The 26833-nt window shown below is 56.8% G+C and carries 21 protein-coding genes, 1 tRNA gene and 5 pseudogenes; 15 read left to right on the plus strand and 12 right to left on the minus strand.

What is annotated here, in order from left to right; translation table 11 throughout:
- Positions 1-2 precede the first annotated feature (2 nt).
- The 8 genes and pseudogenes from napA to pdxH form a co-directional block, all read right to left on the minus strand.
- Positions 3-2505: pseudogene (gene napA / locus ACZ1HE_RS12630) on the minus strand (periplasmic nitrate reductase subunit alpha).
- Between the two features lie 15 nt (positions 2506-2520).
- A complete protein-coding gene (locus ACZ1HE_RS12635) occupies positions 2521-2769 on the minus strand; it encodes a chaperone NapD (protein WP_472621286.1) in 249 nt (82 codons plus the stop codon).
- Positions 2759-3250: a ferredoxin-type protein NapF gene (gene napF, locus ACZ1HE_RS12640; RefSeq protein WP_472621288.1), complete on the minus strand. Its 492-nt coding sequence runs from the start codon at positions 3248-3250 to the stop codon at positions 2759-2761. Before napF ends, ACZ1HE_RS12635 begins: the two co-directional genes overlap by 11 nt.
- 9 nt (positions 3251-3259) lie before the next feature.
- A complete protein-coding gene (locus tag ACZ1HE_RS12645; RefSeq protein ID WP_472621290.1) occupies positions 3260-3436 on the minus strand; it encodes a periplasmic nitrate reductase, NapE protein in 177 nt (58 codons plus the stop codon).
- A gap of 315 nt (positions 3437-3751) precedes the next feature.
- A tRNA-Pro gene (locus ACZ1HE_RS12650) sits at positions 3752-3828 on the minus strand.
- A gap of 44 nt (positions 3829-3872) precedes the next feature.
- A complete protein-coding gene (locus ACZ1HE_RS12655; RefSeq protein ID WP_472624463.1) occupies positions 3873-4307 on the minus strand; it encodes a DUF192 domain-containing protein in 435 nt (144 codons plus the stop codon).
- A 38-nt stretch (positions 4308-4345) separates the two neighbouring features.
- On the minus strand, positions 4346-4882 hold the full coding sequence (locus ACZ1HE_RS12660; protein WP_472621292.1) for a cold-shock protein: 537 nt from the start codon (positions 4880-4882) through the stop codon (positions 4346-4348).
- A 126-nt stretch (positions 4883-5008) separates the two neighbouring features.
- Positions 5009-5612 (minus strand): annotated as a pseudogene (gene pdxH / locus ACZ1HE_RS12665) (pyridoxamine 5'-phosphate oxidase).
- Positions 5613-5749: 137 nt separating this feature from the next.
- Here pdxH and fabI point away from each other — a divergent pair.
- The 8 genes and pseudogenes from fabI to ACZ1HE_RS12705 all read left to right on the plus strand — a co-directional run bounded on the left by fabI (position 5750) and on the right by ACZ1HE_RS12705 (position 15906).
- Entirely contained in the window at positions 5750-6553 is an 804-nt protein-coding gene (gene fabI / locus ACZ1HE_RS12670) for an enoyl-ACP reductase FabI (protein WP_472621294.1), read from the plus strand.
- Positions 6554-6684: 131 nt separating this feature from the next.
- Complete coding sequence (locus ACZ1HE_RS12675; RefSeq protein WP_472621296.1) at positions 6685-7176, plus strand: LysE family transporter; 492 nt, start codon at positions 6685-6687, stop codon at positions 7174-7176.
- Between the two features lie 28 nt (positions 7177-7204).
- Positions 7205-7708 (plus strand): xanthine phosphoribosyltransferase, encoded by a 504-nt coding sequence (gene gpt, locus ACZ1HE_RS12680; protein ID WP_472621298.1) that lies wholly within the window; start codon positions 7205-7207, stop codon positions 7706-7708.
- Positions 7709-7813: 105 nt separating this feature from the next.
- Positions 7814-8988 (plus strand): annotated as a pseudogene (locus ACZ1HE_RS12685) (aminotransferase).
- An 88-nt stretch (positions 8989-9076) separates the two neighbouring features.
- Positions 9077-10921 carry a peptidyl-prolyl cis-trans isomerase gene (locus tag ACZ1HE_RS12690; protein ID WP_472621300.1) on the plus strand — a complete coding sequence of 615 codons (1845 nt, stop codon included), beginning with the start codon at positions 9077-9079 and terminating at the stop codon, positions 10919-10921.
- Positions 10922-10930: 9 nt separating this feature from the next.
- Positions 10931-12443, plus strand: a pseudogene (gene trpE, locus ACZ1HE_RS12695) (anthranilate synthase component I).
- Positions 12444-12825: 382 nt separating this feature from the next.
- Positions 12826-13617: a prephenate dehydrogenase/arogenate dehydrogenase family protein gene (locus ACZ1HE_RS12700; RefSeq protein WP_472621302.1), complete on the plus strand. Its 792-nt coding sequence runs from the start codon at positions 12826-12828 to the stop codon at positions 13615-13617.
- A 327-nt stretch (positions 13618-13944) separates the two neighbouring features.
- Positions 13945-15906 (plus strand): bifunctional 2',3'-cyclic-nucleotide 2'-phosphodiesterase/3'-nucleotidase, encoded by a 1962-nt coding sequence (locus ACZ1HE_RS12705; protein ID WP_472621304.1) that lies wholly within the window; start codon positions 13945-13947, stop codon positions 15904-15906.
- Positions 15907-15954: 48 nt separating this feature from the next.
- Here the strand turns inward: ACZ1HE_RS12705 and ACZ1HE_RS12710 are convergent, their stop codons facing one another.
- From ACZ1HE_RS12710 to ACZ1HE_RS12720, 3 genes are all read right to left on the minus strand, one after another.
- Positions 15955-16116 (minus strand): hypothetical protein, encoded by a 162-nt coding sequence (locus tag ACZ1HE_RS12710; protein WP_472621306.1) that lies wholly within the window; start codon positions 16114-16116, stop codon positions 15955-15957.
- A 74-nt stretch (positions 16117-16190) separates the two neighbouring features.
- Positions 16191-16397: a cold-shock protein gene (locus ACZ1HE_RS12715; RefSeq protein ID WP_472621308.1), complete on the minus strand. Its 207-nt coding sequence runs from the start codon at positions 16395-16397 to the stop codon at positions 16191-16193.
- Positions 16398-16713: 316 nt separating this feature from the next.
- The gene (locus tag ACZ1HE_RS12720; protein ID WP_472621310.1) at positions 16714-18192 is read right to left on the minus strand and encodes a divergent polysaccharide deacetylase family protein; all 1479 of its coding nucleotides are present in this window, start codon (positions 18190-18192) and stop codon (positions 16714-16716) included.
- Positions 18193-18368: 176 nt separating this feature from the next.
- Between ACZ1HE_RS12720 and ACZ1HE_RS12725 the strand changes: the two genes are divergently transcribed.
- The 6 genes and pseudogenes from ACZ1HE_RS12725 to lexA all read left to right on the plus strand — a co-directional run bounded on the left by ACZ1HE_RS12725 (position 18369) and on the right by lexA (position 23196).
- Positions 18369-18950 (plus strand): anthranilate synthase component II, encoded by a 582-nt coding sequence (locus ACZ1HE_RS12725; RefSeq protein WP_472621312.1) that lies wholly within the window; start codon positions 18369-18371, stop codon positions 18948-18950.
- The gene (trpD, locus tag ACZ1HE_RS12730) at positions 18947-19966 is read left to right on the plus strand and encodes an anthranilate phosphoribosyltransferase (protein WP_472621314.1); all 1020 of its coding nucleotides are present in this window, start codon (positions 18947-18949) and stop codon (positions 19964-19966) included. Before ACZ1HE_RS12725 ends, trpD begins: the two co-directional genes overlap by 4 nt.
- Positions 19963-20775 (plus strand): indole-3-glycerol phosphate synthase TrpC, encoded by an 813-nt coding sequence (gene trpC / locus ACZ1HE_RS12735; protein ID WP_472621316.1) that lies wholly within the window; start codon positions 19963-19965, stop codon positions 20773-20775. The genes trpD and trpC overlap by 4 nt, the downstream gene beginning before the upstream one ends.
- Complete coding sequence (gene moaC, locus ACZ1HE_RS12740) at positions 20775-21248, plus strand: cyclic pyranopterin monophosphate synthase MoaC (protein ID WP_472621318.1); 474 nt, start codon at positions 20775-20777, stop codon at positions 21246-21248. Before trpC ends, moaC begins: the two co-directional genes overlap by 1 nt.
- Positions 21245-22417, plus strand: a complete 1173-nt coding sequence (locus tag ACZ1HE_RS12745) for a molybdopterin molybdotransferase MoeA (protein WP_472621320.1) — start codon at positions 21245-21247, stop codon at positions 22415-22417. Before moaC ends, ACZ1HE_RS12745 begins: the two co-directional genes overlap by 4 nt.
- A gap of 79 nt (positions 22418-22496) precedes the next feature.
- A pseudogene (gene lexA, locus ACZ1HE_RS12750) lies at positions 22497-23196 on the plus strand (transcriptional repressor LexA).
- 3 nt (positions 23197-23199) lie between these two features.
- Here the strand turns inward: lexA and ACZ1HE_RS12755 are convergent.
- Positions 23200-25224, minus strand: coding sequence for a ComEC/Rec2 family competence protein (locus ACZ1HE_RS12755; protein WP_472621322.1), 2025 nt, complete (start codon positions 25222-25224; stop codon positions 23200-23202).
- Between the two features lie 79 nt (positions 25225-25303).
- Between ACZ1HE_RS12755 and gltX the strand changes: the two genes are divergently transcribed.
- The gene (gltX, locus tag ACZ1HE_RS12760; RefSeq protein ID WP_472621324.1) at positions 25304-26719 is read left to right on the plus strand and encodes a glutamate--tRNA ligase; all 1416 of its coding nucleotides are present in this window, start codon (positions 25304-25306) and stop codon (positions 26717-26719) included.
- Positions 26720-26833: the final 114 nt, after the last annotated feature.

Below are 26833 nucleotides of genomic sequence, written 5' to 3' on the forward strand. Positions count from 1 at the left end.
GATCAGGCCCCCACTGGTACGATTTTGACCGCACATTTCTTAAAGTCGGTCTGTTTCGACAGCGGATCAGTGGCGTCCAGCGTAACCTTGTTGATCAACTGACGCGCATCGAACCATGGCACAAAGATCAGCCCCTTGGGCGGCTTGTTACGCCCCCGGGTTTCAACCCGGCTCAGGATATGACCGCGGCGCGATTCCACTTTGACCTCGGATCCCCGCCTGACCCCCATCGCCTCGGCATCATCTGGATGCATGTAGACCAACGCGTCCGGGATTGCCTTATGCAGTTCGGGCACGCGTTGGGTCATTGACCCCGAATGCCAATGTTCCAGCACTCGGCCCGTGGCGAGCCAGAACGGGTATTCGTCGTCGGGCTGTTCCGGCGCGGGTTCAAATGGCAGCGCAAAGATGATCGCCTTGCCGTCCTTATGGCCGTAGAACTCAAAATCGCTTCCGGCGGTGACATAAGGATCAGACCCTTCCTTGAACCTCCACTTGGTCTCTTTCCCGTCAACAACTGGCCAACGCAGGCCGCGTACCTCGTGATAGGTATCGAAAGGCGCCAAGTCGTGGGCCTTGCCGCGACCGAATTCAGCGTATTCTTCGAACAGGCCCTTCTGGATGTAGAACCCAAAGTCCTCGGCCTCGTGGTTGGCGTACTCATCAGATGCTTGTTCAAGCGGATAAGCATCGACCTTGCCATTTTTGTACAGCACTTCGTACAGCGTCTTACCCCTGTAGTCGGGGTTGGCATCCAGAATTTCGGCAGGCCAAACCTCGTCCGTGGTGAAACGTTTGGAAAACTCGACCAGCTGCCAAAGGTCCGATTTGGATTCGCCCGGAGCATCAACCAGTTGGTGCCAGAACTGTGTGCGCCGTTCTGCGTTGCCGTATGCGCCTTCTTTCTCGACCCACATCGCTGCAGGCAGGATCAGGTCGGCGGCTTCGGCCGTCACAGTTGGATAAGCATCCGACACCACGATGAAGTTGTCGGGGTTACGATAGCCCGGCAGCCCCTCTTCCATCATGTTGGGCGCGGCTTGCATATTGTTATTCACCTGCACCCAATAGCAGTTGATCTTGCCATCCTTCAGGTCGCGGTTCTGTTTGACCGCGTGCGACCCCACCCAATCCGGCACACCGCCGTCGGGCAGCTTCCAGATCTTTTCCGCTTTCTTGCGATGCTCTGGGTTGTTCACAACCATGTCGGCTAAGCAAACGGTGCGAGAATGTCCCCACCTCGCGCGCCGTACCGCAGGCCGAGGGCTGTCCAGTCAACGAGAACGGCGAGTTGCCGGGGGTCGAGATTTTGCCCGTCAGAAGGTGCAGGTTGTAGATCATGTTGTTGACCCAAACGCCCCGCGTGTGCTGGTTCACGCCCATGGTCCACAGCGACATGACCTTGGTGTCGGGATCGGCGTAAAGTTTCGCGATCTTCTCCAACGCGTCTTTGGACACGCCCGACATCTCATGCGCCTTTTCCAGCGTATAAGGCTTCACGAACTCGGCAAACTCTTCGAACGTGATCGGATCCGACTTGCCGCTATCGGGGTTGGCGGCGGCCTGTTGCAACGGATTTTCGGGTCGCAGGCCATAGCCGATGTCTTGCGCACCCTTCTTGAAGTTCACGTGCTTTGCGACAAAGTCTTTGTTCACAGCATCGTTTTCGATGATGTAGTTGGCGATGTAGTTCAGGATCGCCAGATCTGTCTGCGGCTCAAAGATCGCCGGGATATCGGCCAAATCAAAGCTGCGGTGGGTAAAGGTCGACAAAACAGCCACCTGGACATGTGGATGGCCAAACCGGCGGTCGGCAATGCGCGTCCACAGAATCGGGTGCATTTCCGCCATATTCGAACCCCAGAGCACAAAGGCATCCGCGTTCTCGAAATCGTCATAACACCCCATCGGCTCATCAATGCCAAAGGTCCGCATGAACCCTACAACTGCACTCGCCATGCAGTGGCGCGCGTTGGGGTCGATGTTGTTAGACCGGAAACCCGCCTTCATCAACTTGGATGCGGCATAGCCTTCCCACACGGTCCACTGGCCCGACCCGAACATGCCGATGCCCTTGGGCCCCTTTTCTTTCAACGTGGCCTTCCACTTCTCGGCCATGATGTCGAATGCCTCATCCCAGCTTACCGGCTCAAACGCGCCATCCTTGTGATAGGCACCGTCTTTCTTGCGTAAGAGCGGCTGGGTCAGGCGGTCCGAGCCATACATGATCTTGGACAGGAAATAGCCTTTGACGCAGTTAAGGCCCCGGTTCACCTCGGCCTCGGCATCGCCATGGCTGGCCACCACGCGGCCTGCCTTGGTCGCGACCATGATGGAACAGCCCGTTCCGCAAAACCTGCAAGGCGCTTTGGACCATTTCAAATCGGTGAGCTGCGCATCCGTGACTAGGTTTTGCGCGGCTGCCGGTATCGGCAACCCTGCCGCCGCCGCCGCGGCCGCCACGGCTTGGGCTTTGATGACATCGCGTCTGGACAAGTTAGGCATTTCAATCTCCCCGATCTAAAGACCTTGTTCTTTTTGGTGGTAAACCAAAGCCACGCTGACCACGCCGTCGAGCAGGCTTAGTGAATTCATGTGTGAGACGATCACCGCTTCGCTGTCTGTTTCCAGCGTGACGATGATCTTTCCGGTGTCGTCGGTCATCGCGACCTCGGCCCCGTCGTGTGTCAGAACCCGCGCGCAAACCGCGTCCAGGTTTGCTGGATCAGCCCTGAGCAGCAGGCTTGAGATATGGACCTCATCCCTCATGCACGTATTCCCCCAAAGTGATGGCATCCGTTGGGCAGAGCGGCAGGCAAGCGCCGCACCCCGTACAAGCGTCCTGATCGATTGCGATCCGACCTACAGGGCGTACCCTAAGATCCAGGCGCAGGGCCGATCTGTCGCAAATGTCGGTACACAACTGACAGCCAATCCCCATCGACAGCATACACCCATCCGAGATCTGTGCGGCCAAAGTCCATGGAGGTTCAGAGGTGTCGGCAAAAACTGGCTCAGGGCACGCCTGTGCACAGGCCTTGCAAAAGGTGCACGCCCCAACGTTGAAATCCACAACTGGTGTATTGCCCGGCCCTGGTTTCAGGATCGCTTCGGGACAGGCATCAATGCAGCGACCGCAACTGGTGCAGTCCGATTTGATTGTGGTCTCGCTGGACCATGGCGGTCGAAAGTCTGCCGACCGACCCGTTAGTACCTTGCGAAAGCTGGGGGCACGAGTCTGAGTGGTCATCTTATCTTTCTAGCCGGTGGGCGGCCCGTAAAACATTTGCAGGATCCAGATGAAAAAGCCCCAACCACCGACAATGGCGACGGCAAGCACAGGGGCGCACACGACAGCAAGTATCAGAAAAGCCATACGCTCGTCCGATTTGCTCGGCGGCGCAGGATCATCGTGGAAGTCCGGAGTATCTGACATAACACCTTAACCTCTTCGAACATATGTGATTGAGCGTACAACGAGTTCGGCGAAAATCAATTTTTTTCGCGCAATAGCCGAGCATTTCCCGAAACAACTCCAACTTAACGTGTGCTTGGATGAACAAGCGCCCCAACTCAGTTGCGCTCAAACAGTCACCCGAGCTAATCACGTCTTTTGGTGCCTTCGAATTGACCTAGATCAAATATTGGTGCGTCAACCGAACGCGAGCAGTAAAACCTGTTGTTAAAAACGCAAAGACCCCGACACCGTGTGACGAGGTTTGCGTCAAATCATTCGTGGATTTGAAAGAAGTGGTCGGGGCGGCGAGATTCGAACTCACGACCCCCTGTACCCAAAACAGGTGCGCTACCAGACTGCGCCACGCCCCGGACCGTGCGCCGTTCCTAACGGGCTTGTTCTGATTTGAAAACCCCTAACAAGGCCATGCAGCGGGTCCATCTGAAAAAACTTTGTGCCGCACCACGGTTCCAACTGAAATCCCATACCTTTTTGCAAGGCCGGCATTGATTTCAAGCACCGAATACACCTGGTCTCCACCTGGAATCGGCGTTTCATCCCCGGGAATCGCACCGTGATGCACGCGACTGACCGTGCCGGTTCGATCCAGAAAAATCATATCAAGGGGAATCAGTGTGTTCTTCATCCAGAACGCAACCCGCTGAGGGCGCTCGAACACGAACAACATCCCAGAACGCGCGGCCATGTGATCGCGAAACATCAAACCGCGCGAACGCTCTTCGGGCGTCTGAGCAAGTTCAATGGAAAAGCGGATTTCGGTCTGATCGTTTTTAAGGGTTACTTCGTCAGGCTGGCACCCGGCCGCGAGCGCCGATGTGACGCTGAACATTGAAACAAGAAACAGCGTCACAACTCTGATACACACAGTTAGTCCTCGCCCTCGTCGACGGCCACTTCCCAGGCCAGAACTTCGGCTGCCATCCGGCCACGCTTACCGTCGATCACACGCATCGCCATAGCTTCGCCCGGCTGCAGATCTGCCAGACCGGATTGGCGCAGAACCTCAATGTGAAGAAATACGTCCTCGGACCGGCCAAAGACATTGGCAAAACCAAACCCCTTGCCCTTGTCGAACCATTTTACGCGCGCAGGCTCCAGCACCGCACTTTCAATGGCCTCGACATCAAGATCGGCAAAATCTGCCAGAACCATGGAATCGCTTCGATCTGGAGGTGAAATTGAGATCACCTCAACAGCCTGAACGCCGCGATCCGTTCGGTGGGTTACAATCTCGATTTGAGCGCCGTCTGCTACGGAACTCTGTCCAAAATTTCTTAGGACATTGACATGCAACAGGATGTCGGGCCCGCCATCGTTTGAGACCACGAAACCGTATCCTTTCGCGGGGTCAAACCATTTCACGTGACCTTGCACATGATACATACTGCTTAGATCTTCAGCCACTGCTCATCCATTGCGGAGTGTTAGTTAACGATATTTCAGGCCCATGGTGTGCCGGATTTTGCACGCGAATTTCAAGCGAAAAAACGTGTGTTATTTCAACGCTCTGCATTTCGCGACACGTGAACATCATGGATTCAGACGTTGGATTTGCCAAGTTTCCTCCAAATTTTTTCGTGTCCACGCGAACCGATCGTGCAATCGAAACGCCCCATCTGCCCAGAATTCGATATGGCTGGGCTTTAAGCGATACCCCCCAGTACGGAGGACGCGCAGGATTGGTGCCATACTTTGCCGTAACCTTGGCGACCTCGGCAACCAGCGCTGTTCGACTGCTGAGCGGTTGCGACTGCTTGGACGCCCAGGCTCCCAGTCTGCTCTTCAGAGAGCGTGATGCATAATATGCGTCAGCCTTCGGCCCATCCTCGCGCGTGATCTCGCCGCGAACCCGAACTTGGCGGCGGAGTGATTTCCAATGCATCACAAACGAAGCTTTTCCCGCAAAATCAAGCTCTTCCGCTTTGGTGCTTTCATAGTTTGTATAGAAAACAAAAGCATCGTCCTCAATTTCCTTGAGGAGCACCATGCGTACGTTTGGCAGCCCGGCAGAATCCACTGTCGCCAATGCAATCGCATTGGCGTCATTAGGCTCCGTTCCTTCTGCTTCGGCCAGCCAAAGACGCGCAATTGCAAACGGATCTTCTCCCGCAAAGATGCCTTCGCGATCACTCATTCCATCCCCCTGTCTTTCCAATTGTTGACCCTAGGACCAACTTGTGTTCGCGACAAGCCCTGGGCGCACACTTGAAGCCGTCAATTCAATGGCATAAACCACCAAGACACAACGCGACGTTAGGCGGAGAACCGAACATGTCAAATCAGCTGATGGCCGGAAAGCGCGGCCTCATCATGGGACTGGCGAATGACAAATCAATCGCGTGGGGTATCGCAAAAGCGCTCGCCGACGCGGGGGCTGAACTGGCATTCTCATACCAGGGGGACGCGCTCAAGAAACGTGTCGATCCATTGGCCGCCCAATTGGGCAGCGAGATCGTCCTGCCGTGTGACGTCGGTGACGAGGCTTCGATCGACGGTCTGTTCAATGCACTTCAGGAAAAATGGGGCAAACTGGATTTCATCGTCCATGCCATCGGCTTTTCCGACAAGAACGAGCTGCGCGGACGTTATGTCGACACCAGCCGCGCCAATTTCCAACTGACCATGGATATCTCGGTTTATTCCTTCACCGCTGTTGCAGCGCGGGCGGAGAAGATGATGTCCGAGGGCGGCTCGATGCTGACGCTCACTTATTATGGCGCCGAGCAGGTGATGCCGCACTACAACGTCATGGGTGTGGCCAAAGCCGCACTAGAGGCATCGGTGAAGTACCTGGCCGAAGATCTGGGCAAGGACGGTATCCGCGTCAACGCCATCTCGGCTAGCCCTATCAAGACCTTGGCCGCCAGCGGCATCGGGGATTTCCGTTACATCATGAAGTGGAACGAATACAATTCGCCGCTACGCCGTAATGTGACCATCGATGATGTCGGAAATTCAGCTCTCTATCTCTTGTCGGATCTCAGCGCCGGTGTCACCGGCGAGAACCTGCATGTTGATGCGGGCTATCACGTGGTCGGCATGAAAGCCGTCGACGCCCCCGACATCACAAAGTAAGCGCCAGATGACTCTCGCCACTTTTCTGGCAACGTGGGCCGTTTGCCTACTGGCAGCGGTCAGCCCGGGCCCAGCGGTCCTGATGGCCGCCCGCGTCGGCTTGGCAGAAGGGTTCCGGACCGGATTCTGCCTTGGCTGCAGGCATTGGGGTGGGCGCTGTTGCCTGGGCGGGGGCTGCACTTTTCGGCCTCTCCCTCTTGTTTGAATATGCCCCGATGCTTTTAACGGCTCTCAAGTTCGGCGGTGCTGCTTTTCTGATCTGGCTCGCGATTTCGATGTGGCGTCACGCAGACGAACCGATTTCCGAGCCTGACCCCACGGCCAGACCCCGTTCCATTTTGTCGGCCTTTCGGCTGGGTGTCCTGACCCAATTCGCCAACCCGAAACCAGCTGTGTTTTTTGGCGCTGTCTTTGTTGGCATGGTTCCGGCCGAGACGCCCAACTGGACTCTAGCCGCCCTGCTCTTTTGCATTTTCCTCGGCGAAACGCTCTGGACCGCCCTTGTGGCCCGACTTTTCGCCCTTGAGAAAACGCGCCGCTTCTATATGACCCTCAAACACCTGATTGATCGCACCTTTGGTGGGCTTTTAGCCCTGCTCGCAGCAAAGGTCGCGGCCACCTGACGCCACCATCCAGCGGGGAGCAAAAACCATGACCGACCGTTTGCCACACGAAAAAGGGTTCCACATCAGCTGGGACCAGATTCATCGCGATAGCCGCGCTTTGGCCTGGCGTCTGGACGGCCAAGGCCCGGATGAGGGCGGCTGGCGCGCGATTGTTGCCATCACACGCGGCGGTCTGGCCCCAGCCATGATCATCGCGCGCGAGCTGGATATCCGCACTGTCGACACCATCAGCGTCAAATCCTATCACCATCAGGATCAAGGCAAGGCAGAGGTGCTGAAATCCCCCGACGCCGATCTGATGGGTGATGGTGAGGGTATTCTGATCATCGACGATCTGGTCGACAGCGGCAAAACCCTTGAACTGGTACGCGAGCTGTTTCCCAAGGCCCATTTCGCCACGGTCTATGCCAAACCCAAGGGCCGCCCGATGGTCGATACCTTCATTACCGAGGTGAGCCAGGACACTTGGATCTTCTTCCCGTGGGACATGGCGTTGCAATACGTCGAACCCTATCGTGGCACCGACTGATCCGATCTGCTGCTTTGGTGAACCCGAGCCGTTCGTTCAATAAAACAGAAGCGCGCCACAGTTCCTCAATTCGTTGGCGCACAAGTTGACAACAGGATCCCGAAGATGACCCAGAGCCGCACCGCAACCACCTTTGCCCCCCGGTGATGGAGGCGCGCCGCTGGCTCGAAGGTGTCAGTTTCACGGATGACCGCCCCCTGATCAACGTTAGTCAGGCCGCACCGGTCGATCCGCCCCCGCAGCCTTTGCGCCAAGCGATGGCTGATTTTGCCCTGACCGAAGACAGCGCGCATTTATATGGGCCTGTTTTGGGCAACGATGATCTACGGGCCGGGCTGGCGCGCGAAATCTCTGACCACTACGGCGCGCCAGTGCGTGCCGATCAGGTTGCGATAACCTCGGGCTGCAATCAGGCCTTTGCTTGCACCATCTCGGCCATTACGACCGAAGGGGATGAGGTTATCCTGCCAACTCCTTGGTATTTCAATCATAAAATGTGGCTCGACATGGCAGGCGTGACAGCCGTACCGCTGGCCACCGGCCTTAGTCTTCTGCCCGACCCGACCAAGGCCGAGGCTTTGATCACACCGCGCACACGGGCCATTTCGCTGGTTACGCCAAACAACCCCGGCGGCGTCGAATACCCCGCCGAATTGGTCGAGGCCTTCTTTGAGTTGGCCCGGAAACATGGGCTGCATCTGCTGCTGGACGAGACCTATCGCGACTTCGACAGCCGTGAGGGCGCGCCACACCCGCTGTTCTCGCGACCCGATTGGGACGACACACTGGTCCATCTCTATTCCTTCTCCAAGGCCTACCGTCTGACTGGCCACCGAGTTGGCGCATTGGCCACCAGCTCTGCGTTGCTGTCCGAGATTGAAAAGTTTCTGGACACCGTCGCCATCTGCCCCGGCCAAATCGGCCAGCATGCGGCGCTCTGGGGGATGGAAAACCTTAGCGACTGGCTCGCCGGAGAGCGCCAGGAGATCCTCGATCGCCGCGCCGCCATTGCAGAAGGCATGTCCGCGCTCGAGGCCAAAGGATGGAAGCTGTTGGGGCTTGGAGCATACTTTGCATATCTCGAACATCCCTTCGCCCTCCCGTCCGACGAGTTGGCCCGCAAACTGGTGCCTGAGGCGGGTCTACTCCTGTTACCCGGCACAATGTTCATGCCTGTAGGCGATGAAGCCGGGAAGCATCAGGTTCGGGTGGCATTTGCCAATCTGGACCGGACCGGGATCGGGGAGCTCTTCAAGCGTCTGGGCAGCCTGTCACTCTGAGCCCGTTCGGCCCTTGCCCACCGGCACCTGCCATCGTAGACAAGGCGTCGATCAACACGGCAGCAAAAGCCGAAACAGGGGGCGAACCATGGCCGCAGGCGTCAAAAGTCTATCGAAAACCTTTGTCTGGATCCTGATGGGCCTGCTGATGCTGGGTCTGGCAGGCTTTGGCGCGACCAACTTGACCGGCACAGTACGTACTGTCGCCACCGTTGGCACCCAAACCGTCAGCGTTGACGACTACGCCCGCGAGCTGCAACGCGAGATCCGAGCCATCGAAGCACAAACAGGGCAAACGTTACCAATGGCTCAGGCCAGCGAATTGGGCATTGACCGCATCGCATTGTCCAACCTGATCAGCATTGCGTCGCTTGACAACGAGGTCGCGGAACTGGGGGTTTCGATTGGTGACGAGAACCTTCAGAAAGAGATCATTGAAATCCCGGCGTTCCAAGGTGTGAACGGTGAGTTCGACCGCGAAGGTTATCGCTTTGCATTGGAACAGGCGGGACTGAACGAGACTGAGTTCGAAGATGATCTGCGTCGGGAAACCGCCCGAACACTGGTTCAAGGTGCGATCATGGAAGGGGTGGAAATGCCTCAGGTCATGACCAACGCAATAGCCGCCTATGTCGCCTCTCGCCGCAGTTTTACCGTTGCAACCTTGACGGCTGACGCATTGGACGCACCTGTTGCGCCCCCTTCGGACCCGCAGTTGCAAGCCTACTACAATGAAAACTCGGACAGTTTCACCCTGCCCGAAACCAAGCGCATGACATACGCGTTGCTGTCACCGGAAATGCTCCTGGATCAGGTCGAATTGGACGATGCCGCAGTTCGCCGCCTCTATGATGAGCGTGAGGCGCAATACAACCTGCCGGAACGCCGTCTGATCGAACGGTTGGTGTTTGCCGATGAAGCTGCGGCCAATGACGCCAAGGCACAGCTCGAAGTTGGTGGAACAACATTTGAACGCCTCGTCGAAGACCGCGGGCTGTCGCTTGGCGATGTGGATCTCGGGGATCTTGATGCCGCTGCATTGGGTGAAGCCGCCGAAGGCGTTTTTGCCGCTCAGGTCGGCGACGTGGTCGGCCCCCTGCCCTCGTCCCTTGGTCCCGCATTGTTCCGAGTGAACGGTACGCTGGCTGCCCGCACCACGGCTTTTGAAAACGTCGAGGCCGAATTACGTGACGAGCTGGCCGCGGAACGCGCTCGTCGTCTGATCGAATCTCAATCCGAGGATATCAACGACTTGCTGGCAGGCGGTGCAACGCTGGAAGAACTAACAAATGAGACGGACATGACCGTCGGTGAAATCGACTGGACTACCGAAAGTTCGGACGGCGTTGCCGCCTACTCTGGTTTCAGGGATGTGGCGCAGGCTGTAACCGAAAACGACTTTCCAGAGATCGGATTTCTAGAAGACGGTTCGATCTTTGCTGTGCGCCTGAACGAAGTTTTGCCACCGCGCCCGGAACCCTTTGAGAGCGCGCGAGACCGAGTTGCAGCTGCATGGACCGCTGTCGAGACCGACAAAGCGCTGAGTGCAAAGGCTGACGGTGTACTCGCTGCGTTGGCGACAGACGGCGATTTCAACGCGACCGGCCTGCCTACCCGTGTCGAAAACGGACTGACCCGAACCGCGTTTTTGGACAACACACCCGTTGATTTCATGACCCAGGTATTCGAGATGGAACCCGGCGATTTGCGTATCATCACAGGTAACGGGCGCGCGCTGATCGTCCGTCTGGACGAAGTTCTTCCCCCTGCAGAAACCGACGAACTTCAGCAGATGCAAACAGCCTATTCCGCACAGATGAACCAAGCTCTGTCGCGCAACCTTTTCGACATTTATGTCCGTGACGCACAAACTCGCGCCCAGCCTACACTGGATCAGCGGGCTCTGAGTGCGGTACAGGCCAACTTTCACTAAGAGCTGATCATGGCCCTCACACCAGACTACGACAGATTTGCCCGCGCTTATGAAGCAGGTGAAAACCAAGTCGTCTATACCAGACTAGCCGCCGATCTGGACACGCCGGTGTCGCTGATGCTCAAGCTTACGGGGGCCCAAAAAGACGCCTTTATGCTGGAATCGGTGACCGGCGGCGAGGTGCGCGGTCGCTACTCCATCATCGGGATGAAACCGGACCTGATCTGGCGCTGTCATGGGGACCAATCCGCGTTGAACAGATCAGCGCGCTTTGATGCAGATGATTTCGCGCCCCAAGACGGCGACCCGATGGCCAACCTGCGGGCACTGCTGGCAGAAAGCCGGATCGACTTGCCAGATGATCTGCCGCAGGCTGCCGCCGGTCTGTTTGGCTATTTGGGCTACGACATGGTCCGCCTTGTCGAACATCTGCCAAATGTGAACCCTGACCCGTTGGGCTTGCCCGATGCGGTGATGATGCGCCCTTCTGTCGTGGCGGTTCTGGACGGCGTCAAAGGCGAGGTAACGGTTGTGTCGCCTGCATGGGTCAGCGACGGACAATCGGCTAAGGCCGCCTATGCCCAGGCCGCTGAACGCGTGATGGACGCGGTACGAGATCTGGAACGTGCCATGCTTGACTGAGACTCGCGATCTGGGTGACGCACGCGAAGTGGCGGAACCGGTCAGCAACTTTACCAAATCCGGCTATATGGAAGCGGTAGAAAAGGCCAAGGACTACATCCGCGCAGGCGACATCTTTCAGGTGGTCCCCGCACAGCGCTGGACGCAGGAATTCCCGTTGCCTCCCTTTGCGCTCTATCGGAGCTTGCGGCGAACCAACCCCTCGCCCTTTATGTTCTATTTTAACTTCGGTGGCTTTCAGGTGATCGGTGCATCGCCGGAAATTCTGGTGCGTGTCTTTGGGGACGAGGTTACGATCCGACCCATCGCCGGCACTCGTCCTCGTGGTGCTACACCGGAAGAAGACCGCGCGTTGGAAGAGGATCTGCTGGCCGACAAAAAGGAACTTGCAGAACACCTGATGCTGCTCGATCTGGGCCGCAACGACACAGGCCGCGTTGCCAAAATCGGCACAGTGCGCCCGACAGAGCAGTTCATCATCGAACGCTACAGCCACGTCATGCACATCGTGTCGAACGTTGTCGGCGAAATGGCCGAGGACAAAGACGCGCTTGATGCATTTTTTGCCGGTATGCCTGCTGGCACAGTGTCCGGCGCACCGAAAGTCCGCGCGATGGAGATCATCGACGAATTGGAACCGGAAAAGCGCGGCGTTTATGGCGGCGGTGTGGGCTACTTCAGCGCCGGTGGCGATATGGACATGTGCATCGCCTTGCGCACAGCAGTGGTGCAGGACCAAAAGCTGTATATCCAGGCAGGCGGTGGCGTGGTCTATGATAGCGACCCCGAGGCCGAATATATGGAGACGGTCCATAAATCCAATGCCATCCGACGTGCGGCAGCGGATGCGGCGCGGTTCACGGGCAATGGGAACAGATAACGTCGCTTTAGACCTGTCAAAAGGGCTCGGCTTATCCTCAAGCCAAGGTTCGAATGCTAAAACGACGGCTCGCCTAAACCCGTGTTTACAACTTCCATGTTCTGGAAGGTCGGCATCCGACGAACTTAGTCAGTTATTCTCTGTAAGCTCATGCTTCCAGGATGTTGTGCCAGGACCAACGGCCGCCAGTCCGCAATATCGTTGACTTTGCTCTCTTGCGTGCTTTATCGCTGACGCCATGATGAAATCGTTCTTCGCATCGCAGGAATACTATCCTCAGCTTCCATAGCTGCGGGTCATTTATCATTGGTTTTCCGCTGCCCCTGACAGCGGTCAACATACAATCGACCTTGTGCCGGGCGGCAAATTCAAAGGTCGAAAAATGAAAAACAACAACAGAAGTCAAAAGCCGTCGCTAGGCATTGTGGGGTTTGGAGCATTCGGACAACTTGCTGCCCTTCATCTCGGCCAGCATTTCGAAATAACTGCCTACGATCCGTCCTTAGATGTTGCCAATGTTGCAAACCAACTCGGAGTGCGCCTTTCATCGTTACATTCAGTGTCGCAGGCTGATGTGATCCTCATTGCCGCGCCAGTATCCTCGTTTGAGCAGGTTGTCAGCGAAATCGCGGTTGCATGTAAACCTGGCGCGCTGATTGTTGATGTAGGCTCAGTCAAAGTCATACCCTCGGAAATCATGCGGCGACTGCTACCCAATCATGTGGACATCGTTGCGACTCACCCCTTGTTTGGTCCCCAGAGCGCCACAACAGGTATTGAGGGTTTGAAAATTGCGGTCTGCCCTATTCAAGGGAGGCGACATACAAGGCTGGCTGCGTTTTTGCGCAAGGTTTTGGGGCTGACTGTCATTGTGACGACACCAGAAGATCACGACCAAGAAGCAGCAGTTGTACAAGGTCTCACGCATCTCATCGCCAAAGTGCTACTTAGAATGGGGCCGCTGCCAACGCGTATGACGACCAAGAGCTTTGATTTGCTATCTGAAGCGATTTCCATGGTTCAGCATGATGCGCCGGAAGTTTTTGAAGCGATTGAAAAAGCCAATCCCTACGCCGAAACCGTGCGGCGACGTTTTTTTGGTTTGGCCGCAAGTTTGAGTGATGAGCTGGAAACCGCATTGAGAACACCGCCCAAAAACGAAACCGGGCATTGAAGGCGCAGAAGCCAAGGTCAGCTTCCTTTTGCCTGGCGGTTGTGATCCGCTTCATTTGATTACCCGCATTTCAGGAACACGAGGAACCACTCAATGAAATATTCAAAAGGTACCGGTCGTTTAAAATCGCCAACAAACGGCGAACCGGTGTAGTTTTTTCAATTTCGGCTTAGGCTGGCAGACAACCTGAGCTTTTTGCTTACTGGCGCTAATCCGCCAATCACAAGACAACCGTTACAATCGCCTGCTATAGTTTCATCATGACACCTGACTCATTCCGAGTCGGTTTTTTCGTTTCAAAATATCATTCGCTGAAAGAGGTTCGACATGTCACGTCTCATGCTGTCCCGCCGTCAATTCCTGGGCACCACCGCCGGGTTCATCGCCCTTCACCCCTTCTCGGCCCGTGCCGCATCCAATCAGGCGCATCTGCGGATCATGGAGACGACCGACCTGCATGTGCATGTCTTTCCCTATGACTATTACGCCGATAAACCGCGCGACACCGTGGGTCTGGCGCGCACCGCGTCGATCATTAAGGATATCCGGGACGAGGCCACGAACTCGGTTTTGATCGACAATGGCGACTTTCTGCAGGGCAACCCGATGGGTGACTACATCGCTTACGAACGCGGCATGAAAGAGGGCGACATGCACCCGGTCATCACCGCGATGAACACCGTTGGTTTTGATGCTTCGACCCTAGGCAATCACGAATTCAACTATGGCCTCGACTTCCTGATGAAGTCGCTGGCCGGTGCCGACTTCCCGGTGGTCAGCGCAAATGTCGCTTTGGAACAAGGCAGCGATCCCACCAAGGACAAGACGCTGATCAAGCCTTATGTCATCCTTGACCGCGAAGTGACCGATGGTACGGGCACAACGCATCCCATCAAGATCGGCCTGATCGGTTTTGTGCCGCCACAGATCATGAACTGGGACCGGCGTCATCTGGAAGGCAAGGTACAGGCACGCGACATTGTCGAGACCGCGCAGGCCTTTGTCCCCGAGATGAAGGAACAGGGTTGCGATCTGATCATCGCGCTCAGCCATTCGGGGATCGGCGAGGCCGATCACAGCGACGGCATGGAAAACGCAAGTGTCCCGCTAGCCGCCATTGAGGGCATCGACGCGGTCCTGACCGGGCATCACCATCGTGTCTTCCCGTCGTCTGCGTATGACGGCATGGCAGCGGTGGATGTGACCAAAGGCACGATCCACGGCAAACCGGCGGCCATGGGCGGGTTCTGGGGTTCGCATCTGGGGTTGGTCGACTTGATGTTGGAGCGCTCGGGCAATGAATGGAAGATTGTAAGCCATTCCGCTGAGGCGCGCCCGATTTCGAAACGTAACGAAGATCGATCGATCACGGCACTGGTCGAAAGTCAGCAGGATGTGCTGGACAGCGTGCAAGCCGATCACGACGCAACGCTCGCCTATGTCCGCCGCGCCGTTGGTAAGACCGACGCGCCGCTGCATTCCTATTTTGCGCTGGTGGCGGATGACCCATCGGTGCAGATCGTGTCGATCGCGCAGCTTTGGTACATCGAACAGATGCTCAAGGGCACTGAACACGAGGGCCTGCCGATTCTGTCCGCTGCTGCACCGTTCAAGGCTGGTGGCCGGGGCGGACCCGAGTATTTCACCGATGTGCCCAAGGGCGATGTGGCGATCAAGAACGTCTCGGACCTTTACCTCTATCCCAACACCGCCCGCGCCGTTTTGGTCACCGGGCAGCAAGTTAAGGATTGGCTGGAACGGTCTGCAGGGATGTTCAATCAGGTCGAACCCGGCAAGGCGGATCAGGTTCTGCTGAACCCCGACTTCCCCAGCTACAACTTTGATGTGATCGACGGGGTGACTTATCAGATCGACCTGAGCCAACCCTCCAAGTTCACCCCCAAAGGGGAAATGGCAAACCCGGATGCAAACCGTATCGTCAACTTGCAGTTTGATGGCCAGCCGCTTGATATGAATGCGAAATTCGTGATCGCCACCAACAACTACCGCGCGGGTGGCGGTGGCAAATTCCCCGGTGCGATGGGCGACACGGTGATCTTTGAGGGCCCAGACACCAACCGCGATGTCATCGTGCGCTATATCGTGGAAAAGGGCACCATAAGCCCGAAAGCGGATGCCAACTGGTCATTTGCACCACTGGCGGACACCTCGGTCCTGTTCGACACAGGCCCCAAGGCAGCAGACTATGCGGACGATGTTAAAGGCGTCACAATCGAACCTGCAGGCGAAGGCCCTGATGGCTTCGCGCGGTTCCGAATTCAGCTGTAACCAGGTTAGTTGTGAACCGGCCGTGTTGGCCGGTTCACAAACGCCAACCTACTGATCAGCTTCTCGTTTTAGGCGAGCCGCCTTGAGTCGTTTGGTTTTTTCTTCGCGAGCCACTTTTTCATCGTGCAGGATCTCTCGTGCCGCGTGATCTGTTTGCTCGTCTTTGGACAGCCGTTTGCCCGGTAGATAGGGCTCTTTCTTTTGTATCATTTGACACAACTTTCGCTGCCAGAGTTCTAGTGCATAGATAGGACGGCCCAAGGGGCCGCCCCGAGAACTCTCACTTAGGCAAGTGCGATGTTGGACGCGCTGCTGCGGCCGTCACGGCCGTCTTCAATATCGAACGTCACTTTCTGATCGTCAGCCAGGCCAGTCAGACCTGCGCGTTCGACGGCCGAGATGTGTACGAAAACATCCTTGCCGCCATCTTCCGGGGCAATAAAGCCGAAACCTTTGGTAGTGTTGAACCATTTCACGGTGCCATTAGCCATTCCGTGTTCTCCTTTTTGAATAGTGCCACCAGCGTGTTGCGGTGGCCTTGGCGTCAGTCAGAGCAATCGAGACTGAAGCCGATACTGGAGACAGTTGGTCGAGGTGCGATAACAGTCGCAGGTGCTATATGGACAGAAGTAGGGCAAATGACAAGGGTCGTCTGAATTAGGCTTCGAATTGCCGGTGCCTGCGAGTCGGCCTATCCGTCGCATCAATAGATGTCCCGCTTGGCCGGTGTCGCTTGTCGGCCGATCAGTAAGGCAAACGCCAATCTGCCTCAGCTTTTTGAACTAACCCGGATTTACCTCTACGTTGTCACTCTTGCTGACGTGTCAAAATTGCCGATATCGGCGCAAGGGCCACGCGGCTAGCGCGGTCTTGCAATCCCCAAAGCAGCAGCGCGGACACCGTATCGGGGCGCACGCGGCCCAGCATGATCACGGCGCCCTCTTGTCCGGCGCGGAACGCGGCCTGATCCAGGAAGCGGCGCATCACGGTGGGCGTCTGCCCTGCCCCGTCAAAGTCCCGGAACACCACCGCCGACGGCACACCGGCGCGCGCAGCAAGCTTTTGCGCTGTGTTCAGCCCGTTGTCCTGCGTCACCAGCCCACGACCCGTGCCACCAGCGATGGCGGCCACGTGATCCGACAGTGCGCGGTTGCCCTGAATGCCCGATCCCGTGCCTTCGATGATGGCGACGGTTTCTGGCAGAGTGTCGAGCCAGACCGACATAGAGACCTCGGCGTCTTGTGCAGTTGCCGCAGCGGGCAGGTTGGTCATGGCCAACACTTCGAACCCGGCATCACGGTAAGTTCTCATCTTGTCAGAGGCCCCCGGCTCGGCGGGGTCAATTGCAAATGAAAGCGGATAAGGAAAATCCTTTAGCGCTTCTAATCCAAGCGATTCTTCGTCATCGATCAAGACGATAGCCATCATCGGCTTGTCATCCGGGTTCTCAAACGGTGCGGCAAACGCCTTGAGAGGCTCGATTCCAGTCTCAGTTGCGGTTGGCAGGGTTGTCTCTCGCTCAGTCAAGGGAACCACAGGCGTACCGATCGAAGGACTTGGCGCCGTGGTGACACCGCTTTCCTCGGCAGGGACTTCTGCCTGCTGTGGAGGTTGATCCGAGGTATCCGGCGTCGGGGCTGTCTCGGCTGCCGGAACTTGCTGTGCTGGTTCCGTCGCAGGTTCTGGCTCCGCTTCGGTCGCTGGAGCATCGGTTGTTGGCAGCGCTTCAGGCTCTGGTTCTGTCTGTTCCGAGGCTGATTCAACAGGTGTCTGATCTTCGTCTGTCTGCGACGAACCAAACCCTGATCCACCGTCTTCCACTTTAGGTGCCGACGGTTGGCTGGGCTGATCGACAACTGTTGGAGCTTGGGTTTGTTCCTCAGGCGCCGGAAGTCCAGAAGACGGGCCTGAAGAAACCACCGGCTCATCCGGGTTCACAGCCACCTCGGCATCCGAGGACGCTTGAGGCGCGTCCAAACCTTCGGTCGCATCGGCGACTGTTGGCTTTTCTCCAGGTTGTGTGTCGCTGTCCGACATCGAGGACAAATCATCACCGGTCGCCTGCCCACCTTCCGGGGCCCTGGGTGCCAGCTCGACAAGATCAGCGTCTTTGCCCGCGGGGTCCTGACCACTGGCTGTCTCTTCCGTGGTCGTTTCACCAGTTACCTCTGGTGTGTTGGCAATTAATTCCGGTCTGTTTTGCAACGGAAAAGACAGCGACAGAACCGACGCAGTTCCTGTTACGACCACGCCCCCGACCAGGAGTCCTCCAAAAAATCCACGCATCCCTGCCGCGCCCCTTTTGCCCGTTTCATTCCTGTCACCGTCTAAGCGGCGTTGATAATCAAAACGATTTGCCCTGCGATGCGCCCTTGACGCTGCCGTGCAAGCCTGAACATGTATACGCAACCACTATACTGCGGCTGAGGCCCCTGCCACCAGCCCCTAATGAACGTATCACCATGCTGCTGCTGATCGACAACTACGATTCCTTTACCTACAACCTCGTACACTATCTGGGAGAGTTGGGGGCCAAGGTTGAAATCCACCGCAACGACGCCATCGACGTGCAACAGGCGATGGCAATGAAACCCGCCGGTATCCTGCTTAGCCCTGGTCCGTGCGACCCGGATCAAGCCGGTATTTGCCTTGCCCTGACTCAAGCAGCGGCAGAAACGGGCACGCCCCTGATGGGTGTGTGCCTGGGTCATCAAACCATTGGCCAGACGTTCGGTGGCAAGGTTGTGCGCTGCCATGAGATCGTACACGGAAAAATGGGCACGATGGCCCATTCGGGCAAAGGTCTGTTCGCCGGTCTGCCTTCGCCATTCGAGGCGACCCGCTATCATTCTCTGGTTGTTGACCGCGCCACCCTGCCCGACTGCCTGGAGATCACAGCGGAACTGGATGACGGCACAATCATGGGATTACAGCACAAAGAATTGCCCATTCACGGTGTTCAGTTCCATCCCGAGTCGATTGCTTCTGAACACGGGCATGCCCTGTTGCAGAATTTTCTAAACGAGATGAAAGTCCCGGCATGAGTGACGCCCTGAAACCCCTGATCGGAGCGGCGGCCGAACGTGCACTGACGCGCGCCGAAGCTGAAACAGCCTTTGGCATCCTGTTCGATGGTGAAGCCACGCCAAGTCAGATCGGCGGGCTGCTGATGGCCCTGCGCACACGCGGCGAAACCGTTGAGGAATACGCCGCCGCTGCCGCCGTCATGCGCGACAAATGCAATGCTGTGCGCGCGCCCGAGGGCGCAATGGACATCGTTGGCACCGGTGGTGATGGTAAGAACACGTTGAATATTTCGACTGCAACTGCGTTTGTGACTGCGGGCGCGGGAGTGATCGTCGCCAAACACGGCAACCGCAATCTCAGCTCAAAGTCCGGCACCGCCGATCTGCAATCTCAAATGGGTATCAATGTCATGGTCGGGCCTGAGGTAGTCGAACGCGCCCTGTCCGAGGTCGGGATTGGTTTCATGATGGCGCCCATGCACCATCCAGCAACTGCTCATGTAATGCCTACCCGAACCGAACTTGGCACGCGCACGATCTTCAACATTCTGGGGCCGCTGACCAACCCGGCGGGCGTCAAACGTCAGTTAACCGGAGCCTTTACCCGCGATCTGATCCGCCCGATGGCAGAGACACTTGGGCTTCTGGGCTCGGATCGTGCTTGGCTGGTGCATGGCTCGGACGGCACTGACGAGTTGACCATTACGGGTGTTAGCTGGGTCGCTGCTCTTGAAGATGGCACCGTAAAAGACGTCGAATTGCACCCCGAAGACGCCGGTTTGCCTGTTCATCCATTCGAAGACATTATTGGCGGGACACCAGAACAAAATGCAACGGCGTTCCGCGCCTTGCTCGACGGCGCTCCGTCTGCATATCGCGACGCGGTACTGCTTAATTCCGCCGCTGCTCTGGTCGTAGTCGAAGCTGCATCCGACCTGCGTGAGGGCGTGGCCATGGCCGCGGAAAGCATCGACAGTGGCAAGGCTAAAGACAAGATCACGGCTCTGGCTCGCATTACACAAGGCACGACATGACCGATACCATTCTCGACAAGATCAAGGCGTATAAACTGGAAGAGGTTGCTGCTGACAAAGCGGCCAAACCGATGGCAGAGGTCGAGGCGCAGGCACGCGAAGCAGGCCCGGTTCGCCCTTTTGCAAAGGCCCTTTATGAAGCCAGTCGAGATGGATATGGGTTGATAGCCGAAATCAAGAAGGCCAGCCCGTCCAAGGGTTTGATCCGGCCCGAATTTGATCCACTTGCTTTGGCTCAAGCCTACCAGGATGGTGGTGCTACCTGTCTGTCGGTATTGACCGATAGCCCCAGTTTCCAAGGCGCCAAAGAGTTCTTGACGGCTGCCCGCGACGCTTGCGATCTCCCCGCGCTGCGCAAAGATTTCATGTATGATCCTTACCAAGTGGCCGAAGCCCGAGCATTAGGTGCGGATTGTATCCTGATCATCATGGCCTCCGTCGAAGACGACCAGGCCGCCGAATTGGAGCAGACTGCGTTCGACTGGGGCATGGACGTTTTGATCGAAGTGCACGACGAAGCAGAACTGGAGCGCGCCGAAACGCTCAAGAGTCCTCTAATCGGGGTCAACAACCGAAATCTCAAGACGTTTGAAACCACTTTGGACACCACACGACGGCTGTCCAAGCTCGTATCGTTTGACCGGACGATCGTATGTGAAAGTGGCCTGAACACGCCCGAAGATCTGTCCGATATTGCCCGGTATGGCGCTCGTTGCTTCTTGATCGGGGAAAGCCTGATGCGGCAAGATGACGTGGCTGCTGCAACCCGGAAAATCTTGTCCAAACCGCTTGTTCCGGGAGCAATGTAATGTCCCTGACGCATTTTGACGGAAAGGGCGATGCGCATATGGTTGACGTCTCGGACAAGGACGTGACAGCCCGTATTGCCGTTGCCAATGGGTACATCAAGATGCAGAGGGAAACCTTTGAAATCATTGCAGGCGGCAAAGCAAAAAAGGGTGATGTTCTGGGCGTTGCGCGTCTGGCTGGAATCATGGGAGCCAAGAAGACGGCGGATCTGATCCCTCTCTGCCATCCGCTGCCTATCACAAAGGTTTCGATCGACATGGAATTGGACCCCGCTCTACCGGGTGTTCGCATTGCGGCGACCGTAAAGACAACTGGTCAAACCGGTGTCGAAATGGAAGCACTGACCGCGGTGTCGACCGCCGCACTCACGATCTATGACATGAGCAAAGCAGTCGACAAGTCGATGGAGATTGGCGGCATTCACGTGCGCCTTAAGGATGGCGGAAAATCAGGCCGTTACGAGGCGTCATGATCACCGTTGCCGAGGCACGTGCGCTTCTTCTTGATCTGGTGTCTCAGGGTAAAGTCGAAAGCGTTCCGCTGACACAGGCTGCCGGTCGGGTTCTGGCGCAGGACGTGACAGCCACACGGGATCAACCGCCGTTTGCGGCTTCGTCTATGGATGGATACGCGGTAAAGGCGGCAGAAGTTGAACAGCACGCGATGTTCAAAGTCATCGGCGAGGCAGCAGCGGGCCACGGTTTTGGCGGCACCGTCGGAGCAGGTCAATCGGTGCGTATCTTTACCGGAGCACCAATCCCTTCGGGCGCCGATTTTGTTGTTATTCAAGAAGATGTCGACCGCAAAAGCGACTTGATCACCATTGCCGCCGATCCAGGGTCCAAGACCAATATCCGTCCCGCAGGTGTCGATTTCAGTATTGGCGATACAATTTCAGCCCCTCGGGTATTGCGGGCCGAGGATGTCGCTCTGATGGCATCAATGAATGTTCCCCGCATTCCAGTGCGACGTAAGCCTATCGTGGCACTTATCTCTACCGGTGACGAACTGGTCATGCCCGGAGAGGCGCCGGGCCCAGATCAGATCATAGCTTCGAATACGTTCGGCCTAAAGGCGATGCTGGAAAACCATGGCGCCCACGTCAGGGTGTTGCCTATTGCACGCGACACGGTCGGTTCGCTGGAAACCGCCTTTGATCTGGCCAGAGGGTCCGATTTGGTCATCACCATAGGCGGAGCCTCGGTTGGCGACCATGATCTGGTGGAACAGGTCACCGCGCAATTGGGTATGGAACGATCTTTCTACAAGGTTCGAATGCGCCCGGGAAAACCGCTGATGGCTGGCCGTCTGGGAAAGACAGCAATGGTTGGATTACCGGGGAATCCCGTGTCTGCCATGGTTTGCGGGTATATCTTTGTCCTTCCAATGCTGCGCAGGATGCTGGGCCTCCCTAACGTCGACGAGACTAACCCCAGCGCCGCTTTAACCCATGACCTGGCACAAAACGGACCCCGAGAGCACTACATGCGGGCCCGTGTCAAAGACGGTCAAATTACAGTTTTTGACAATCAGGACAGTTCCTTGCTGTCGGTTCTTTCACAATCAAATGCATTGGCCATCCGCTCACCGGAGGACCCAGCGCGCTCAATTGGCGAACATTTGCACTACCTGCCGTTGTAACGACAAATACAACAAGCGTTGACACAAAACAGGAACATGCGTAGAACAAATGTAAACACATGGTTCCAGAGGTGATGCAATGCTGACGAAGAAGCAACTGGATTTGTTGGAGTTTATTCACAAACGCCTGCAAGCAGACGGCGTACCCCCCAGTTTCGACGAAATGAAGGTCGCGCTGGACTTGCGCAGCAAATCGGGGATCCATCGCCTGATCACGGCGCTGGAAGAACGCGGCTTTATTCGACGACTGGCACATCGAGCCCGCGCCATCGAAATTGTTAAATTGCCAGAAAGCTTGGGCGGTGAACCCACAACCGGATTTACGCCCCGCGTGATCGAGGGTGACAGACCAACCGCTGGTCGTCCTGCCAACTCTGAACCGGTAACTGTGCACGCTGTTGAACTTCCTGTAATGGGCCGTATCGCGGCTGGCGTCCCGATCGAAGCGATTAATCAGGTTTCTCATCAAGTTGCGGTACCAGGGCAGATGCTTTCAGGGTCCGGCGAACATTATGCCCTCGAGGTCAAAGGGGATCTCGATGATTGACGCGGGTATCAACGATGGTGATGTGGTCGTTATTCGCGAGACTTCGACCGCTGACAATGGTGATATCGTGGTGGCACTGGTCGAGGATCAAGAGGCAACGTTGAAACGCTTTTTCCGCCGTGGCAACGTCATCGCGCTAGAAGCCGCCAACCCCGCGTATGAAACGCGCATGTTCCCGGACAACAAGGTCAAGGTACAAGGCCGCCTTGTTGGACTGATCAGAACATACTGAACGTCACTCTGGCGTTGTGTTCCACAAGCGGTGGCCCGAAATCTGGGCCGCCGTTTTCACACCTTCATCCGAAATCGCAAGGCTTCCGGTTTTACGTAAACGTTGCGGATCAAACAGGTCGCAACCACCAGAGATCGTTGCAGGCACCGAAGTTATCACGATCTGGGTGTTTTTGCAGTTGTCAAACCCTGCAACCGCTCGCTTTCCGACCAAGTGGATGATCTCAACTCCGTCAACTGCCATTCTTCGTTGCTTTTCCGCGCCTTCGTTCCAGCGCAAAGCCGCTTGTTTCTGATCGGCGACATCTCCATCATTCTCCAGCCAGACAGTGGCAATGAACCCCGCTCCTTTTGGTTTGCTCAGCGCACGGCCCTCTTCCGTCATCACTCCTACCAGCCCACCGGTATCCGCAATCAGAATGCGGGGACGTTCCGCCTGCGTCCAAAGGACCAGCGCCGTGATCGCTGGGATCGCGCCAATCCATCGCAGTTGTCCGCGCCACAAAATCAGCCACAAGAACCCAATCGACAACAGCGGTAGCGTCAGATCTGGCGGCGACACCACACGGCTTTGCGCGCCGTCCATACCGGACACCCAATGGGCAACCCACAAGATCCATCGCAACCCTGCCCCCATCAGTTCCAATCCAATCCACTCAAAACCCAACGGGGCAAGGCAAGCCGCCATTACGGCGGCAGGTATGACCAGAACACCCATGAGCGGTACCGAAAGCAAATTCGCGATCAAGCCGTAGCTGGAAATGGTGTTGAAATGCGCCGCGCCAAAGGGTGCGGTTGCCAGTCCTGCCACGGCTGAACTGATTACGACACCCAAGATGGGTTTGAGCCAATTCGGCCCCATGGGCCATTCCATGTCTCGTATGGTGCCAAACACTGCGATCAGCGCAGTGGTCGCGGCAAATGACATTTGGAAGCCTGGCCCAAGCAAGCTTTCGGGGCGCAACACCAGAACAATCATCGCCGCCACCGCAACAGCTCGGAGCGACAACGCTCGTCGATCCACCAACACTGCACAAAGCATCACTGCGACCATGACAAAGGCGCGCTCGGTCGCGACGTTCCCCCCAGACAAGGCAAGGTAAAAGGCCGCTACGGCCAGCGCGCCGATGGCCGCAATCTTTTTAACCGGCCTCCGCAAGGCCAGTGATGGGATCAGAGACAGCGCTGTACGCAAAGCTCCAAACACAAAGGCCGTGAGCAATCCCATATGCAGGCCCGAAATAGCCAACAAATGCGCCAAATTACTGGTCCGCAGATCCCGCAATGTCTCTTGGCTAACAGCACTTCGATCGCCTGTGGTAATAGCGGCGGCAAAGCCCCCCGCTTCATCAGTGAGAATGGACTGGATATGGCGCGATGCGGACAGCCGGAGTCGATAAATCCAGACGCCCCAGTCGCCATAGTCCGGTGCTCCGGTTCTTAGGACCGGAGATCGCGTATACCCCACGGCACCAAGCCGTAAAAACCAAGCATGACGGCGAAAGTCAAAGCCACCCGGCTCGACGGGGCCTTGCGGTGGGGACAGATGACCTGTCGTCATGATGACATCGCCCGGAGATAAAACAGGTGCAGAGCCATGCAAGGACAGGCGGACCTTATGAGGCAGCTCTTCGGGTGAAACCCGGTCCAGACGTACGTGGTCTAGCGTGATCCGCACGGCATCCGAGGCAGAGCGGTCGATCGCAATAATACGTCCTTCGACTGGTCCATAGTAACGCCAGTCCAGAACCGGCCCCGAGACCCCGTGCGCCCGAATGCCCGCAAAAACAAAGCCCAAGGAGATCAAAGAGACGCAAACAATCAATGGGGTCCAAATATCCGGGTAGCGCGCCGCACGGTAGAAACCCGTCCCTGCAGAAATCGACAAAACAAGATATGCCCACCACTCTGGTTCGGATTTGAGCAGAAAATACAAACCGATCCCGATACCCAGGCTGATGGGCGACCAGGGGAACAGATATCCGCGCTGCTCTTGCAATGCGGCCTCGGCCGATACCAGAAAGCGCATGCTTGCTCCTACCTGTCGGTCTGGTTAGACAGGCGCAAACGTTACCGCCACCATAGTTACCAAAAGGTAAATGCTGCTTATGTCCGATCAGGTCGTCACTCGTTTCGCCCCGTCCCCAACTGGCTTTTTGCACATCGGCGGGGCCCGCACGGCCCTGTTCAACTGGCTCTATGCGCGTGGCCGGGGTGGCAAATTCTTGCTCCGGATCGAAGACACCGACCGCGAACGATCGACTCCCGAGGCCACTGCCGCCATCCTGCAGGGCATGGAATGGCTGGGGCTGGATCACGATGGCGAGGTTGTCAGTCAGTTCGAAGGTGCAGCGAGGCACGCCGAAGTGGCCAATCAACTGCTGGCCGAAGGCAAGGCGTACAAATGCTTTTCGACCCAAGACGAGATCGCTGCTTTCCGCGATGCGGCCCGGACCGAGGGCAAGTCGACCTTGTTCCGCAGTCCTTGGCGCGACGCTGATGCCGCCAGCCACCCGGATGCACCGTATGTAATCCGCATCAAGGCCCCGCAAGACGGCACGACCGTGATCCGCGACCAAGTGCAGGGTGAAGTGACCATTCGCAACGATCAGCTCGATGACATGATCTTGCTGCGCTCTGACGGGACACCGGTTTACATGCTGGCCGTGGTCGTCGATGACCACGACATGGGCGTGACCCATGTAATCCGGGGCGACGACCACCTGAACAACGCTGCGCGGCAGATGATGATCTATGAGGCGATGGGTTGGGATGTTCCTGTGTGGGCGCATATCCCGCTGATCCACGGATCCGACGGCAAGAAGCTGTCCAAACGTCACGGAGCGCTTGGGGCACAGGAATATCAGGCCATGGGCTATCCCGCCGCTGGCATGCGCAACTATCTGGCACGCCTGGGCTGGAGCCACGGTGACGACGAATTCTTTACTGACGCCCAAGCCAAAGAGTGGTTTGACCTGGACAGCATCGGCAAAAGCCCAGCACGTTTTGACACCAAGAAGCTTGAGAACCTGTGCGGTCAGCATATCGCAATCACGGATGACGCTGCACTGCGGCACGAGATACAAGGGTACTTGTCAGCGGCAGATCTTTCGGCTCTCACGGAAACACAATCCAGTGATTTGGAGCGTGCGATGTATTGCCTCAAGGATCGCGCACGCACTTTCCCAGAACTACTTGAAAAAGCACACTTTATCCTGACATCGCGGCCGATTGAACAAGACGAAAAAGCGACAAAGGTACTGGCATCGGTATCCAATGGTATACTGAATGAATTGACGCCGCATCTGCAAAATGCTAGCTGGACCCGAGACGATCTGGAGGCTTCTCTGAACGGTTTTGCCGAAGCAAGAGAGACAAAGTTCGGAAAACTGGTAAGCCCCCTGCGGGCTGCGCTGGCAGGACGAGCAGTAACACCTTCGGTTTTTGACATGATGCTGGTGCTGGGCAAGGACGAAAGCCTGGCGCGGCTTCAGGATGCAGCGGTAAAAGCCCAGTCTTCATAAACGGGTAACGCTGCACAGATACGACGGACCTGCGCGAAGCCGCGCAGGCGCTGACCGCATGACTGCGGCGTCTGAGTGATACAACTCAGGCGCTCCTTTCGTGCCAGTACAGAG

It is taken from the genome of Falsiruegeria sp. JB4-1 (genome assembly GCF_055693495.1).

Coding starts and splice junctions, on each gene's coding strand:
- gltX (WP_472621324.1), top strand. CDS start 25,304: ATGTCCGATCAGGTCGTCACTCGTTTCGCCCCGTCCCCAACTGGCTTT.
- moaC (WP_472621318.1), top strand. CDS start 20,775: ATGTCCCTGACGCATTTTGACGGAAAGGGCGATGCGCATATGGTTGAC.
- ACZ1HE_RS12635 (WP_472621286.1), bottom strand. CDS start 2,769: ATGAGGGATGAGGTCCATATCTCAAGCCTGCTGCTCAGGGCTGATCCA.
- ACZ1HE_RS12700 (WP_472621302.1), top strand. CDS start 12,826: ATGAAAAACAACAACAGAAGTCAAAAGCCGTCGCTAGGCATTGTGGGG.
- ACZ1HE_RS12715 (WP_472621308.1), bottom strand. CDS start 16,397: ATGGCTAATGGCACCGTGAAATGGTTCAACACTACCAAAGGTTTCGGC.
- ACZ1HE_RS12755 (WP_472621322.1), bottom strand. CDS start 25,224: ATGCGCTTTCTGGTATCGGCCGAGGCCGCATTGCAAGAGCAGCGCGGA.
- trpC (WP_472621316.1), top strand. CDS start 19,963: ATGACCGATACCATTCTCGACAAGATCAAGGCGTATAAACTGGAAGAG.
- ACZ1HE_RS12710 (WP_472621306.1), bottom strand. CDS start 16,116: ATGATACAAAAGAAAGAGCCCTATCTACCGGGCAAACGGCTGTCCAAA.
- ACZ1HE_RS12745 (WP_472621320.1), top strand. CDS start 21,245: ATGATCACCGTTGCCGAGGCACGTGCGCTTCTTCTTGATCTGGTGTCT.
- trpD (WP_472621314.1), top strand. CDS start 18,947: ATGAGTGACGCCCTGAAACCCCTGATCGGAGCGGCGGCCGAACGTGCA.
- ACZ1HE_RS12655 (WP_472624463.1), bottom strand. CDS start 4,307: ATGTTCAGCGTCACATCGGCGCTCGCGGCCGGGTGCCAGCCTGACGAA.
- ACZ1HE_RS12690 (WP_472621300.1), top strand. CDS start 9,077: ATGGCCGCAGGCGTCAAAAGTCTATCGAAAACCTTTGTCTGGATCCTG.
- gpt (WP_472621298.1), top strand. CDS start 7,205: ATGACCGACCGTTTGCCACACGAAAAAGGGTTCCACATCAGCTGGGAC.
- ACZ1HE_RS12645 (WP_472621290.1), bottom strand. CDS start 3,436: ATGTCAGATACTCCGGACTTCCACGATGATCCTGCGCCGCCGAGCAAA.
- ACZ1HE_RS12705 (WP_472621304.1), top strand. CDS start 13,945: ATGTCACGTCTCATGCTGTCCCGCCGTCAATTCCTGGGCACCACCGCC.
- ACZ1HE_RS12725 (WP_472621312.1), top strand. CDS start 18,369: ATGCTGCTGCTGATCGACAACTACGATTCCTTTACCTACAACCTCGTA.
- ACZ1HE_RS12720 (WP_472621310.1), bottom strand. CDS start 18,192: ATGCGTGGATTTTTTGGAGGACTCCTGGTCGGGGGCGTGGTCGTAACA.
- fabI (WP_472621294.1), top strand. CDS start 5,750: ATGTCAAATCAGCTGATGGCCGGAAAGCGCGGCCTCATCATGGGACTG.
- napF (WP_472621288.1), bottom strand. CDS start 3,250: ATGACCACTCAGACTCGTGCCCCCAGCTTTCGCAAGGTACTAACGGGT.